Annotated in this window: 13 protein-coding genes; 9 read left to right on the forward strand and 4 right to left on the reverse strand. The window is 60.1% G+C overall.

Annotated elements, in window-relative coordinates; translation table 11 throughout:
- Positions 1–84: 84 nt before the first annotated feature.
- The 4 genes from ABLV76_RS20610 to rimL all read left to right on the forward strand — a co-directional run bounded on the left by ABLV76_RS20610 (position 85) and on the right by rimL (position 5,577).
- Positions 85–1,428 carry a VOC family protein gene (locus tag ABLV76_RS20610; RefSeq protein ID WP_049116175.1) on the forward strand — a complete coding sequence of 448 codons (1,344 nt, stop codon included), beginning with the start codon at positions 85–87 and terminating at the stop codon, positions 1,426–1,428.
- Positions 1,429–1,469: 41 nt separating this feature from the next.
- A complete protein-coding gene (locus tag ABLV76_RS20615; protein ID WP_023318416.1) occupies positions 1,470–2,975 on the forward strand; it encodes a carboxylesterase/lipase family protein in 1,506 nt (501 codons plus the stop codon).
- 315 nt (positions 2,976–3,290) lie between these two features.
- Positions 3,291–4,946: a glucan biosynthesis protein gene (locus tag ABLV76_RS20620; protein ID WP_043519995.1), complete on the forward strand. Its 1,656-nt coding sequence runs from the start codon at positions 3,291–3,293 to the stop codon at positions 4,944–4,946.
- 52 nt (positions 4,947–4,998) lie between these two features.
- Complete coding sequence (rimL, locus tag ABLV76_RS20625) at positions 4,999–5,577, forward strand: 50S ribosomal protein L7/L12-serine acetyltransferase (RefSeq protein WP_004202802.1); 579 nt, start codon at positions 4,999–5,001, stop codon at positions 5,575–5,577.
- Here rimL and ydcK read toward each other — a convergent pair.
- Positions 5,563–6,543 carry a YdcK family protein gene (gene ydcK / locus ABLV76_RS20630; RefSeq protein ID WP_348878447.1) on the reverse strand — a complete coding sequence of 327 codons (981 nt, stop codon included), beginning with the start codon at positions 6,541–6,543 and terminating at the stop codon, positions 5,563–5,565. The genes rimL and ydcK overlap by 15 nt on opposite strands.
- A gap of 111 nt (positions 6,544–6,654) precedes the next feature.
- Between ydcK and tehA the strand changes: the two genes are divergently transcribed.
- From tehA to ABLV76_RS20645, 3 genes are all read left to right on the forward strand, one after another.
- Entirely contained in the window at positions 6,655–7,659 is a 1,005-nt protein-coding gene (gene tehA, locus ABLV76_RS20635) for a dicarboxylate transporter/tellurite-resistance protein TehA (RefSeq protein ID WP_057215596.1), read from the forward strand.
- Entirely contained in the window at positions 7,656–8,252 is a 597-nt protein-coding gene (gene tehB, locus ABLV76_RS20640) for a tellurite resistance methyltransferase TehB (RefSeq protein WP_064187163.1), read from the forward strand. Before tehA ends, tehB begins: the two co-directional genes overlap by 4 nt.
- 262 nt (positions 8,253–8,514) lie before the next feature.
- Positions 8,515–9,183, forward strand: a complete 669-nt coding sequence (locus tag ABLV76_RS20645) for a DUF3313 domain-containing protein (protein WP_004202796.1) — start codon at positions 8,515–8,517, stop codon at positions 9,181–9,183.
- A 47-nt stretch (positions 9,184–9,230) separates the two neighbouring features.
- Here ABLV76_RS20645 and ABLV76_RS20650 read toward each other — a convergent pair whose 3' ends face one another.
- Positions 9,231–10,127, reverse strand: coding sequence for a DMT family transporter (locus ABLV76_RS20650; RefSeq protein ID WP_182971952.1), 897 nt, complete (start codon positions 10,125–10,127; stop codon positions 9,231–9,233).
- Between the two features lie 185 nt (positions 10,128–10,312).
- Between ABLV76_RS20650 and ABLV76_RS20655 the strand changes: the two genes are divergently transcribed.
- Positions 10,313–11,182 (forward strand): AraC family transcriptional regulator, encoded by an 870-nt coding sequence (locus tag ABLV76_RS20655; RefSeq protein WP_004202793.1) that lies wholly within the window; start codon positions 10,313–10,315, stop codon positions 11,180–11,182.
- Here ABLV76_RS20655 and ABLV76_RS20660 read toward each other — a convergent pair.
- Complete coding sequence (locus tag ABLV76_RS20660) at positions 11,159–12,325, reverse strand: benzoate/H(+) symporter BenE family transporter (protein ID WP_049003831.1); 1,167 nt, start codon at positions 12,323–12,325, stop codon at positions 11,159–11,161. The genes ABLV76_RS20655 and ABLV76_RS20660 overlap by 24 nt on opposite strands.
- Before the next feature lie 184 nt (positions 12,326–12,509).
- On the opposite strand from ABLV76_RS20660, the gene ABLV76_RS20665 reads away from it, so the two are divergent.
- Positions 12,510–13,079, forward strand: coding sequence for an XRE family transcriptional regulator (locus ABLV76_RS20665; RefSeq protein ID WP_004202791.1), 570 nt, complete (start codon positions 12,510–12,512; stop codon positions 13,077–13,079).
- Positions 13,080–13,089: 10 nt separating this feature from the next.
- Here ABLV76_RS20665 and ABLV76_RS20670 read toward each other — a convergent pair whose 3' ends face one another.
- A complete protein-coding gene (locus ABLV76_RS20670; RefSeq protein ID WP_032425876.1) occupies positions 13,090–13,257 on the reverse strand; it encodes a hypothetical protein in 168 nt (55 codons plus the stop codon).
- Between the last annotated feature and the right edge of the window lie 24 nt (positions 13,258–13,281).

Below are 13,281 nucleotides of genomic sequence, written 5' to 3' on the forward strand. Positions count from 1 at the left end.
CGCCATCACAGTTTGTAAATTCTTCCCCCCGCCGGGAGGCAGCTTTCCTACACTCCAGGAAGTATTCACTGGAGGTAACACATCATGGCGAACACCATCACGGCTGATGAGATTCGGGAGCAGTTTTCGCAGGCCATGTCGGCCATGTACCAGCAGGAAGTTCCGCAGTACGGGACGCTGCTGGAGCTGGTGGCTGACGTCAACCTGGCGGTACTGGAAAATAATCCGAAGTTGCATGAACAACTGGCCAACGCCGACGAGCTGGCTCGCCTGAACGTTGAGCGCCACGGGGCGATCCGCGTGGGCACAGCGGAGGAACTGGCGACGCTGCGTCGCATGTTTGCCATCATGGGGATGTATCCCGTCAGCTATTATGATCTTTCACAGGCCGGCGTGCCGGTTCATTCCACGGCGTTTCGTCCTGTCGACGATGCTGCGCTGGCGCGCAATCCGTTTCGGGTTTTTACCTCGCTGCTGCGTCTGGAGCTGATCGAAAACTGCGCTCTGCGTGAGCGAGCCGAGGCGATCCTCGCCCGGCGCAACATATTCACTCCCCGCTGTCTGGCGCTGATCGCCCGGCATGAGGCCGAAGGGGCGTTCACCCCTGCGGAAGCCCGCGAGTTCGTGCAGGAGGCGCTGGAGACCTTCCGCTGGCACCGGCATGCCACCGTCGATGAGGAGACCTACCACGCGCTGCATCGCGAGCATCGCTTGATAGCCGATGTGGTCTGCTTCCCGGGATGCCATATCAACCACCTCACGCCGCGAACGTTGGATATTGACCGCGCGCAGGCCCTGATGCCGGAGTGCGGCATTGAGCCAAAGGCCCTGATCGAAGGTCCGCCGCGCCGGGAGGTACCGATCCTCCTGCGACAGACCAGCTTCAAGGCGCTTGAGGAGCCAGTAATGTTCGCCGGCGAACACCGCGGCACTCACAGCGCCCGCTTCGGCGAAATTGAGCAGCGCGGCGTGGCGCTGACGCCAAAAGGACGCGCGCTATACGACCGATTGCTGCAGGCAGCAGGGACCGGCAAAGACAATCTCAGCCACCAGCTGCATCTGCAGGAGGTATTCCGCGAATTTCCCGACAGCGAATTTCTGCTGCGTCAGCAGGGGCTGGCCTGGTTTCGCTACCGCCTGACGCCGGCTGGCGAGGCCCATCGCCACGCGTTTCGCCCGGGCGACGATCCCCAGCCGCTGATCGAGCGCGGGTGGATAGTGGCCCAGCCTATCGTCTATGAGGATTTTTTACCGGTCAGCGCGGCGGGCATTTTTCAGTCCAACCTGGGTAACGAAACCCAGGCCCGCAGCCACGGGAATGCCAGCCGCGAAGCCTTTGAAGCGGCGCTGGGCTGTCCGGTGCAGGATGAATTTGAACTGTACCAGCAGGCGGAGGAGCGCAGCAAACGACGTTGCGGTCTGCTGTAAAATCAGTAACCTGCTGGCATCAGCCTTACAGGGAGCAGGTTATGCAACATCCGTCGAAACCGCTGGCGAAAACCCGGCAGGGCACGCTGGCCGGGAGTGCAGAGCAGGGGATCCATATCTGGCGCGGCATTCCGTACGCCGCGCCGCCCGTGGGGCCGCTGCGCTGGCGCGCGCCGCAGCCTCCCGCCCGCTGGCCGGGCGTGCGTCAGGCCGACGCCTTTTCCGCCGCCAGCTGGCAGGACATTGACTACTGCCGCGAACTTGGCGGCGGGGATCCCGGTCGCTTCAGCGAAGACTGTCTCTATCTCAACGTCTGGGCCCCCGCCAGCGCAGCGCAGCCGCTGCCGGTGATGGTCTGGCTGCACGGTGGCGGGTTTACCATCGGCGCCGGTAGCCTGCCGCCTTACGATGGCCTGGCGCTGGCCAGCCGCGACGTGGTGGTGGTGACGGTCAACTACCGTCTGGGCCACCTCGGCTTTTTCGCCCACCCGGCGCTGGAAGAAGAGGCGGGCGAGCGGCTGTATAACTTCGCGCTGCTCGACCAGATCGCCGCCCTGCAGTGGGTCCAGGAAAACATTCACGCCTTCGGCGGCGACGCCGCCAACGTCACGCTGTTTGGCGAATCCGCCGGGGCGCGCAGCGTGCTGTCGCTGATGGCCTCGCCGAAAGCGAAAGGGTTGTTCCATAAAGCGATTATTCAGAGCGGGTATACCTTACCCGATCTGCCGCGGGAAAAGGCGCTGGAGAAAGGCCGTCTGCTGGCGGAGCATTTCGCCTTACCACAGGCCAGCGCTGAGCAACTGCGGGCAATCCCGGCGGAGGCCTTCTGGTCGCTTTCCGCCCCGCTGAATATCGGGCCAGCGCCCATTGCAGGCGATATCGTGCTCCCGCAGCCGATGCTGGAGACCTTTTTTGCCGGGCGCCAGCATCCGATGCCGGTGATCATCGGCTCCAACAGCGATGAAGCCAGCGTGATGGCTGTGTTTGGCGTCGACATCGCCGGGCAGATCCAGAAACTGCGCCGTGAGCGCCGTCTGGGTCTGGGACTGATCAAACTCCTCTATCCCGGCGTAAAAGGCGATGAAGCGCTGGGGCGGGAAGTCTGTCGGGATATGGCGTTTACCACCCTCGGCTATGTGGTGATGCAGGCCCAGCAGCGCGTGGGCCAGCCATGCTGGCGGTACTGGTTCGATTATGTCGCGGAAGCGGAACATGACGCCTATCCGCACGGCGCCTGGCACGGCAACGAGGTGCCCTACGTGTTTGATAACCTGCGGCTCACCGACCCGGTGCGGCAGTATGCCAGTGAAGCGGATCTGGCCTTCGCCGCTCAGGTCGCTGACTACTGGGTCCAGTTTGCCCGCGTCGCCAGCGGCGAGCAGGTGCTTGCCGGCGCGGTGCGCTGGCCGGCGTGCCTGCGCGGACGGGATCGTTTGCTGCGCATTGGCCTGCATAAGCGTGCCGGGTTTAAAGTGGAGAATCGCTTTATGCGCGCCCGGCTGGCGCTGTTTCGCCGGGTGATGAAGCACCACGTGACCCTCGAATAAAGGGGATGGGGGCGGCTCAGCGGGGCACGCCCCTGCTGCAGGCCGCGGGTGGCTAAGAAACGGCCCGGCGATGAGACAGGGCGCCGGGAGAGTGCTGTCCGCTTTGTTTAAGGCGGGTTTGCGTTAGATATTGCGCTCTCCCTCCGCCGGCGATGAAAAAACAGCCTGTTCTGGTAGACAGGGCTTTTTTACCGTTTTTCTGCTGGCAACAATTGGATTATTAATCGTTTTTGTCTAGAGTGGGCGGAAATTATCACGCAGCGTGATGACGCGTTGCGAATCATTTCACCCGTGCAGAAGGACGCTTTCTCAGGCATGAACCGCAGACGTTTTCTTAAATCTTCCATGGCTGTTGCCGCCGTATGCGGAACGTCAGGAGTCGCTTCCTTATTCAGTCAGGCCGCGTTTGCTGAAGACGCGGGCATTGCCGACGGGCAGACGCGTCGGTTCGATTATGCCGTGCTGCAGGCGATGGCCCACGATCTGGCGCGCCAGCCGTGGGGCGGGGCACCGCGCGATCTGCCGCCGACGCTGGCCAATCTCACCCCGCAGGCTTATAACAGCATTCAGTATGACGCTAACCACTCGCTATGGAACAATATTGAAGAACGCAAACTGGATATCCAGTTTTTCCACGTCGGGATGGGGTTCCGTCGCCGCGTGCGCATGTTCTCTTTAGACGCCGCCACCCAGCAGGCGCGCGAGATCCACTTCCGTCCGGAGCTGTTCAAGTACAATGACGCCGGGGTAGATACCCGGCAGCTGGAAGGGCAGTCCGACCTCGGCTTCGCCGGGTTCCGGGTATTTAAAGCACCTGAGCTGGCGCGCCGGGATATCGTGGCGTTTCTCGGCGCCAGCTATTTTCGCGCGGTAGACAGCACCTACCAGTATGGCCTGTCGGCCCGTGGGCTGGCGGTGGATACCTTTACCGATACCCCGGAAGAGTTCCCCGATTTCACCTCTTTCTGGTTCGAAACGGTCAAAGGGGACGCCACGGTCTTTACCGTTTACGCCCTGCTCGACAGCCCGAGCATCACTGGCGCCTACAAGTTCACCATCCACTGCCAGGATACCCAGGTCATTATGGACGTGGAGAACCATCTCTACGCCCGCAAGGATATCAAACAGCTGGGGATCGCGCCGATGACCAGCATGTTCAGCTGCGGCAACAACGAGCGTCGGATGTGCGATACCATCCACCCGCAGATCCACGACTCCGATCGGCTGTCGATGTGGCTGGGCAACGGCGAATGGGTCTGCCGGCCGCTGAACAACCCGCAGAAGCTGCAGTTCAACGCCTTCCAGGACAAGAACCCGCGCGGCTTTGGTCTGCTGCAGCTGGACCGTGATTTCTCCCACTACCAGGACGTGATGGGCTGGTATAACAAGCGTCCCAGCCTGTGGGTTGAGCCGCGTAACCAGTGGGGCAAAGGGGCGGTCAGCCTGATGGAGATCCCGACCACCGGTGAAACGCTGGATAACATCGTCTGCTTCTGGCAGCCGGAAAAGGCAGTGAAGGCGGGCGACGAACTCGACTTCAGCTACCGTCTCTACTGGAGCGCACAGCCGCCGGTCAGCACACCGCTGGCGCGTGTGCTCGCCACCCGCACCGGGATGGGGGGCTTCCCGGAGGGGTGGGCGCCGGGCGAACACTACCCGGACAAGTGGGCGCGTCGTTTTGCCATCGACTTTGTTGGCGGCGATCTGAAAGCGGCCGCGCCGCGCGGTATTGAACCGGTGATCACCCTCTCCAGCGGCGAAGCGAAGCAGATTGAAATCCTCTACGTCGAGCCGTTCGATGGCTACCGGATCCTCTTCGACTGGTATCCGACTTCCAACTCGACCGACCCGGTGGAGATGCGTCTGTTCCTGCGCTGTCAGGGAGAAGCCATCAGCGAAACCTGGCTCTATCAGTACTTCCCGCCGGCGCCGGATAAACGTAACTACATTGACGACCGGATCATGAAATAACCCCGTGACAGCCGTGGCCCCAGGCACCCCCTGCGGGCCCGTAGAGAGCCCCATGACCACAGACATTCCAGCAGTACCGGAGTCGATCCCGGTGACCGAGGCGCTGACGCTTATCGCCATTGATGAACGCTACGTCAGCGACCTGCACCAGCTGGTGGTGAAAAACCAGCGCTGGCTACAGCAGTCGCTCAGCTGGGCCGGCGAGGTGCGCAGCGAAGAGGAGACCCGCCGCCATGTGCAGGGTAACGTGATGCTGCATCAGCGGGATTACGCCAAAATGTTTTTGCTGTTTCTCGAAAAGCGGCCGATTGGCGTTCTGTCGTTTAACCAGATCGAGCCGCAGAATAAGACGGCCTATATTGGCTACTGGATCGATGAGGATCACCAGGGGCAGGGGTATCTGTCCCGTTCCCTGCAGGCCTTTATCCACCACTATGCCCGCAGCGGGCTGGTGCGCCGGTTTGTGATCAAATGTCGGGTGGCGAATACCCGCAGCAACCAGGTGGCGTTGCGTAACGGGTTTGTTCTGGAAGGCTGTCTCCGACAGGCCGAGTATCTGAACGGCAGCTATGACGATCAGAATATCTACGCCCGTATTATTGACCGCGACGAGGCGCTACAGGGCGCCTAACAGCGGCGTTCGGGTGATCTGCTGTTGGCCGCCGAGGGTCTTCGGGCCGCGCAGGTGAATGGCTTCTCCTTCCCGTGCGGCGATTTGCACCTCGTCCCCAAGAGTGACCTGGTGCTCAACGATCACATCGCCGACGATGACAGCCCGCCCCTGGATCAGCACGTCGTCATCAAGCAGAATCGGTCCACCGCGCAGCTGCGCCTCGCCGCCCACCATCGCCCGATGCTTTAGCAGACAGTTGCCTTCAATCACCGCATTCTCCGCGACCTGCGAGCTGTAGCGCACGGTGGGAATGGCGTCCTCACCGCGTCCCGCGATCAGACGGGCATGCCCGTAAATCCGCGCGTTATCGCACACCCAGACGTCGTTCTCCTCGTTTCCCTCGAGCCTGGCATGCTCAAAGACTTCCGCCCGATGTTCGACAAAAGCGTGTTCGACGAAGGCCTCGCCATAGATCTGCGCCTGGTGGAGAATGCGCGACGCGCTGACGGTGGCTCGCTGATAAATCTGCAGCACTTTGTCGCGATCGGCGGTCAGCCCACGGGCGGCAATGACTTGACAGTGGGGCAGAAGACGCGCCTCGTCGGCGAGGCGACAGTAGCCGCGCACCAGACTCTGGCTAATCGTGACGTTGTCACCAATCTGCGCGTGATGGCTGACCTGCGAGGCGTGAATGGATGCCCGTCCGCTGATGATAGCCCCATGGCTGACCACGCAGGGGCCATTGAGTTGGGCATCGTCGAGGATGCGCGCCCCGGCGAAGACCACGCTATTGGCATCGTAGATCCAGCACTCTCCCTGCTGGCTGAGGGCGCTTTCTTCATCCACCCAGCCGCCTTCGCTGCCCGCTTTGACGTCAGCGAAATCGATAAGCGCCACGATCTGGCGCACGGTGACGCACTGTTTACCATCCTCTTCCTGGTAACAATACTGCCGGGTCTGTTCGCTGAGACGGTATTTACGCATTCCCGATCCTCATTACTTATGGTTAACATAAACATAGCAAAGATCGCCGTAGCGCGTGGTATAAGGTTCCTTTAGAATGCAACTTCAAATTTAATTGATAACATCAATAAAATGAACAAAACGTATAGGTCGCAGCAGGTGCTTAACCTGCCGGCGGGATATTTTGGCATGGTGCTTGGCACCATCGGGTTGGGCTTTGCCTGGCGTTACGCCAGCACCCTCTGGCCGGTCAGCCGCAGTATTGGTGATGGGCTGGTGACGCTGGCGATAGCGATATGGGTCCTGCTCAGTATGGCGTTTATCAGCCGGGCGATCCGCTTTCCGGCGAGTGTGCTGCAGGAGATGCGACATCCGGTCAGCAGCAGCTTCGTCAGCCTGTTTCCCGCCACCACGTTGCTGGTATCGATTGGTCTGGTGCCCTGGTGCCGACCGCTGGCCATCGGGCTGTTTGTGCCGGGCGTGGCGCTGCAGCTGGCCTATGCCGCCTGGCAAAGCGGCGGCCTGTGGCGGGGAAACCATCCTCGCGAGGCCACTACGCCGGGGCTGTATCTGCCCACGGTGGCGAATAATTTTATCAGCGCGATGGCCTGCGGCGCGCTGGGGTTTACCGACGCCGGACTGGTGTTCCTTGGCGCCGGGGTCTTCTCCTGGCTGAGCCTCGAGCCGGCTATCCTCCATCGTCTGCGCAGCGCAGGCGAACTGCCGACCGCGCTGCGCACGTCGCTGGGGATCCAGCTGGCGCCTGCGCTGGTGGCCTGCAGCGCCTGGCTCAGCGTTAACGGCGGTGAGGCCGATACCTTCGCTAAGCTGCTGTTCGGCTACGGTCTGTTGCAGCTGCTGTTTATGCTGCGTCTGATGCCCTGGTATCTTCGCCAGCCGTTCAATGCTTCTTTCTGGAGCTTCTCGTTCGGTATCTCCGCCCTGGCCACCACCGGCCTGCATCTGGGCCAGGCGAAGGCGGACGGCTTTTTTCATCATCTGGCGCTGCCGCTCTTTATTTTTAGCAATCTGGTCATCGGCCTGCTGCTGCTGCGCACAGGGCTGCTGTTGGTCAGCGGGAAACTGTTGCTACAGGTCGACCGGGAAACACTCCTGAATAAGAAGGAAGGATCATGACAACGCGAGACGCGGATTATTTTAGTGAAAAATATGGCCTGACCCGCACCCACTCTGAGGTGTTGCATGCCGCGACGATTGTGCCGCCGGGAAGGGCGCTGGATCTGGGCTGCGGCAACGGACGTAACAGTCTTTATCTGGCGGCGAATGGCTTCACGGTGACGGCGTGGGATAAAAATGCGATGAGCATCAACAATCTGGAGACTATTCGCGCCGCCGAAGGGCTGGATAATCTGCAGACCGCGGTGAAAGACCTCAACAGCCTGGCCTTTGACGGCGAGTATGATCTGATCCTCTCCACCGTGGTGATGATGTTCCTTGAGGCCGACACTATCCCTGGACTCATCGGCAATATGCAGCGCTGCACCGCCGCCGGGGGCTATAACCTGATTGTCGCGGCGATGGACACTGAGGACTATCCCTGCACCGTCGGCTTCCCGTTTGCTTTTAAACCCGATGAGCTTCGGGAGTACTACCGGGACTGGGAATTACTGAAATACAATGAGGACGTCGGTGAGTTGCATCGGACCGACGCCAGCGGCAACCGGATCAAATTGCGCTTCGCCACGCTGCTGGCGCGCAAGCCCACATAATCCTCAGCGGCGCGTGAAATTACTGAGATTGACCGCGCCGCCTCTCACGAATACACCTCGGATCAAGAAGCGCGAAAATCCTCGCTGAAAAGAAGGGTTAAAGCCGACCTGTTAACGTTTTAAGTAATTATTTAATAACGTAATGTTGATCCCATCAATATTTGTATATCTTCCTTGACGAAGCCCTCATTTTGTCACAAAACTAGTGGGTCTTATCTGCTATAACGTCTGCCGAAAAAACTGCATTTACAGGGATCTCTTTATGCGTACTCGCGTGTTATTTAAAGTCGCCGCTCTGGCGGGGATGTTAGCGTTGACGGGCTGTGCGTCCAAACTGGCGCAACCGAATCAGTATTCGGGCTTTTTAAAAGACTATTCCAACCTGAAAGAAGCCACCACTGCCTCCGGTAAGTCGGAGCTGCGTTGGATCGATCCAAACTACAATCCGGCCAACTACGATAATGTCGTCTACCATCCGGTAACGTACTATCCAGTACCGAAGCCGACGACCCAGGTGGGTGAAAAGGCGCTGCAGGATATTTTGAATTACACCAACAAACAGCTCAAACAGGCCATTTCCGAGCGTAAACCGCTGGCAACCACCGCCGGCAAGCGTAGCCTTATTTTCCGCGGGGCGATTACCGGAGTGGACTCCAGCAAAGAAGGGCTGCAGTTCTATGAAGTGGTTCCGGTAGCGATGATTGTTGCCGGTACTCAAGCCGCCACCGGCCATCGTACGATGGACACCGACCTCTATTTTGAAGCCGAACTGATTGACGCCAGCACCAACAAGCCAGTGATCAAAGTGGTTCGTAAAGGTGAGGGCAAAACCCTGGCCAATGAAAACACGCCGCTGACTATCGAAACCATGAAGCAGGTGATCGATGATATGGCGGTAGACGCCGTCAAATTCGACCCTTCCCAGCGGTAATCTCGTCAGCGCCGTCTGCCGACGGCGCTGATTTATCTTCCGCCGTTTCAGGCCAGCTTTCGGCGCAGCAGCAGCTGTTCCGGTTTGGCAAACATCACCAGATTACCCAACAGGATCAGCGCCAGTCCGATAACGGCGTTGCTGTGCCATACATACCCTTCATAGACGGTGGAGATGGACAGGGCGACCAGCGGAAACAGCAGCGTACTGTAGGCGGCTTTGCTGGCGCCGATGCGCCCTACAAGGGTGAAATAGGCGCCGAAGGCGACAACTGAGCCGAACAGCGCCAGGTAAAGCAGGGCGCCAAGATAGCTGACGGTCCACTCCGGCATGAAATTATCCCCGCGGAGCAGAGCGATAGCCCCCATCACCAGCGTGCCGTACAGCATCGCCCAGCTGTTGGTGGTCAGCGTCTCCAGCCCCCGCCGCTGGTGACGAATACTGAACATATTGCCCAGCGAAAAGCCATAGGTGCCCAGCGCGCTCAGACCGATCCCCCACAGTAGCGTAGCGTTTAGCCCGTTGGCCAGCAGGTCATCCCAGAACAGGGTGACGATACCGGCCAGACCGAGCGCGGCGGCAGCCCAGAAGCGTCCCGGCGGCTGCTGGCGGAAGAAAAGAAAGCTGTTGATGGCGTTAAACAGTACCGCCATGGAAAAGATCACCGACTCCAGACCGGTGTTGATCCAGGCGGCGGCGGTATAAAAGCACCAGAAATTGAAGCAGAAGACGCAGCAGCCCTGCAGCAGGCAGCAGAAATGGTCCTTCGCGCCCAGCGGCCGCAGACGTCGTGTGACGAGCAGAATCGTCAGCATTGTGACGCTGGCCACGGCGAAACGCCAGAATATCGATACCGGCGCCGCCACCGACCCCTGTTGTAAAAAAATAGCAATCCACGTCGTCCCCCAGATAACGACAACGAGTGCATAAAGTAATGCGTTCACCCTGGTTCTCCTCTGCTTGTTGAACGGAGGAGTATGCCGCCTGCCGCAACCTGCGGCTTTCATCCGCTTGTTGTCGGCTTGCAAATTCTTGCGCTTATTTGTCTTTTGCCGGCGGTGAGGACTGGAAACCGCATCGCAGTCTCCCTAGACTAGAGTTTTCTTGACAGAACAGATGTGTGAAGGCGATGGGTTACGGGACGTTTGAAACATTACGGCGACAGAATGCGGTGCTGAAGGGCACCGTGGAGCTGAATTCCGGTATTCAACTGGCCGCGTGGTATAACAACTGCGATACCGTGACGGTGCGCAGCGATCATCATACCTTAAGCCTGTACATCGCCGATGGTTATGAAAGCTATCAAAAGACGCCGCACGGCTGGAAGAATGGCGGCGGCCCGGATCGCTTTTGCCTGATGCCGAAAGGCGATGAAAGCGTCTGGGATATCCGCGGCGATCTGTCGTTTGTCCATCTCTATTGTACCGATGCGCATCTGCGCCGCGTTGGGGAGGAAGTGTGGGATCGCAGCCCGGCTAACTTCACCCTGCAGGAAAAAACCTTCGCCAGCGATGACAAAATCACCAGCGTGTATCGTCAGTTTTTGCTGGCTAATGACTGGCGACAGCCGGCGAACCAGCTGACACTTAGCGCCGCCAGCAGTTTGTTGCTCACCCATCTGATCCAGCACTATTCCACAGTGCAGTGGCGCTTGCCCTCGGTCACAGGAGGACTGGCGCCAGGGGTGAAGCGTCACGTGCTGGCCTGGATTGACGCTCATCTCGATCAGCCGTTGACCCTGGCCGACCTGGCGCAGCAGGCGGGACTGAGTGAATTTCATTTTGCCCGTATGTTCCGCCAGTCGCTGAATATGGCTCCGCATCAATATGTGATGCAGCAGCGAATGGCGAAGGCGCAAAACCTGATCTGCCACAGCGCGCTGCCGCTCACCGAGATCGCTCTGGCATGCGGTTTCAGCTCCGCCAGCCATTTCAGCCATCGGGTCAAAGCCGCCACCGGCCTGACGCCCTCCCAGCTACGGGCGGCGCAGCGCGGATAACACGCCGTAGCTCACTCCGCCGAGCATCACGCCCCAGAACGCCGAACCAATTCCCGCCAGCGTCACCCCGCTGGCGGTGATCAGAAAGGTCAGCACCGCCGCGTCGCGCTCACTGGCCTGGTGTACCGCCTGAAACAGGCTACCGCCGATGGTGCCGAGCAGCGCCAGGCCGGCCAGCATCTGGATCCACGCTGTCGGCAGGGCCGACATCAGCGCAGTGATCGATCCCCCGAACAGACCGGCCAGCAGATAAAAACCGCCGGCAGCCATGGCCGCCAGCCAGCGCTGCTGAGGATCCGGGTGCGCTTCCGGGCTCTGGCAGATGGCGGCAGTGATCGCCGCAATACAGATGGAGTAGACCCCAAACGGCGCCAGCAGCAGCGCCAGCCCCCCGCAGACAACGATCAGCGCGGAGACCGGTACGACATAGCCTGCTGCCTGCAGGGTAGCGAACCCGGGCGCGTTCTGTGAAGCCATGGTGACGAGGAAGAACGGCAGGCCGACGCTGAGAAGCAGCGCCGGGGTAAACTGCGGGGCGATCCATTCCGGTGCGACAAACGCCAGCGGCACAGCGGCGCTGGCTACTTCCCCGGAGACCGCGGCTATCAGCGCCCCCGCAGCCAGCGCGGCCACCACGGCGAAGCGGGGCCACAGCGCCTTACACAGAAGCCAGGCGGCGAGCATGCCGCCGCACAGCAGCAGATGATCCTGTAAGCCGGCGAAGGCTTGCAAACCGAAACGCAGCAGAATGCCGGCCAGCATTGCGGCGGCCAGCGAATGGGGAATGATTTTCATCAGCCAGGCAAACAGGCCTGTGACGCCGCAGAGGACGATCAGCGCATTGGCGAAGATAAATACCCCCACCGCCTCGGGTAGGGTCACCCCCTGCAGGCCGCTGACCAGCAGGGCGGCGCCCGGCGTTGACCAGGCGGTGAGCACCGGCACTTTTCGCCAGCCGCTCAACGCGAGGGTGCTGACGCCCATGGCGAGGCCCAGGGCCGTCATCCAGCCGGCGATCTGCCCGGGCGTGGCGCCGGCGGCCGCGGCGGCCTGCCAGATGATGGCGGCAGAACTGGCGTAGCCCACCAGCACGGCGACGAAGCCGGCGAACAGGGTGGGAAGCGGAACGGTAAACGAGCGCATAGTTTTCTCTTGTGCGTTATAACGTCCGTTTACTCTATCATTGTACGTTATAGCGTACAAGCTATCCGCGGCGTGAGGGTAGCGCCACCGAGGCGCTCGTCGCAAACGGCCCGCGATGCCGCTAATCGCCCTGTAGAATGAGGCAAATGGGGGTATACTCTGGGCTGAAAAATCAGGAGGTAGGATGAATATTGCGCAACATCTGGCGGCCACCCTCAAACATCTGCGTCAGCAGCGCGGCTGGAGCCTGTCGCGTCTGGCGGAAGAGACCGGGGTGTCGAAAGCCATGCTCGGGCAGATAGAGCGGAATGAATCGAGTCCGACGGTAGCGACGCTGTGGAAGATTGCCACCGGGCTGAACGTGCCGTTTTCGGCATTTATCGTTCCGGATGACAGCGTGGCGCCCTCCGCGTTTGACCCGCAGCAGCAGGCGATGGTGGTAACCCCGGTCTTTCCGTGGGACCCGGAGCTGCGCTTTGATCATTTCTCGATAACCCTCGCTCCCGGGGCGCTGAGTGAATCGACGCCGCATGAACAAGGGGTGATTGAGCATGTGGTGGTGATTAGCGGTACTCTGGAGCTCTGCTTACAGGGGGAATGGCACTCGCTGCAGGCGGGTGAGGGTCGGCGCTTTGCCGGCGATGCGGCGCATGCCTATCGGAACAGCGGCGTCCTGGCGGCTCATTTCCATTCGCTTATCCATTATCCAAAAGAAAAAACCGCGGGCGAACCCGCGGCCAGACAAGATGACTGATGATAACCACTCACAACGTGACGAGGAAAATCCGGAATACGTAATGACAGTACTCTGTACGGTGATTTGAAGGAAATATCTTTTCCTTCAATACTTTGCTGAAAACTGAAAATTCGTCGTCCCATGACGGCGGAAAAGGTTTTCGTCTGCGCCCGGTTCTGACTACAATAGCCGCCATTTCGACCCCCTTATACTGGATAAC

It is taken from the genome of Klebsiella sp. GB_Kp047 (assembly GCF_040065235.1).
Taxonomy (GTDB): domain Bacteria; phylum Pseudomonadota; class Gammaproteobacteria; order Enterobacterales; family Enterobacteriaceae; genus Klebsiella; species Klebsiella quasipneumoniae.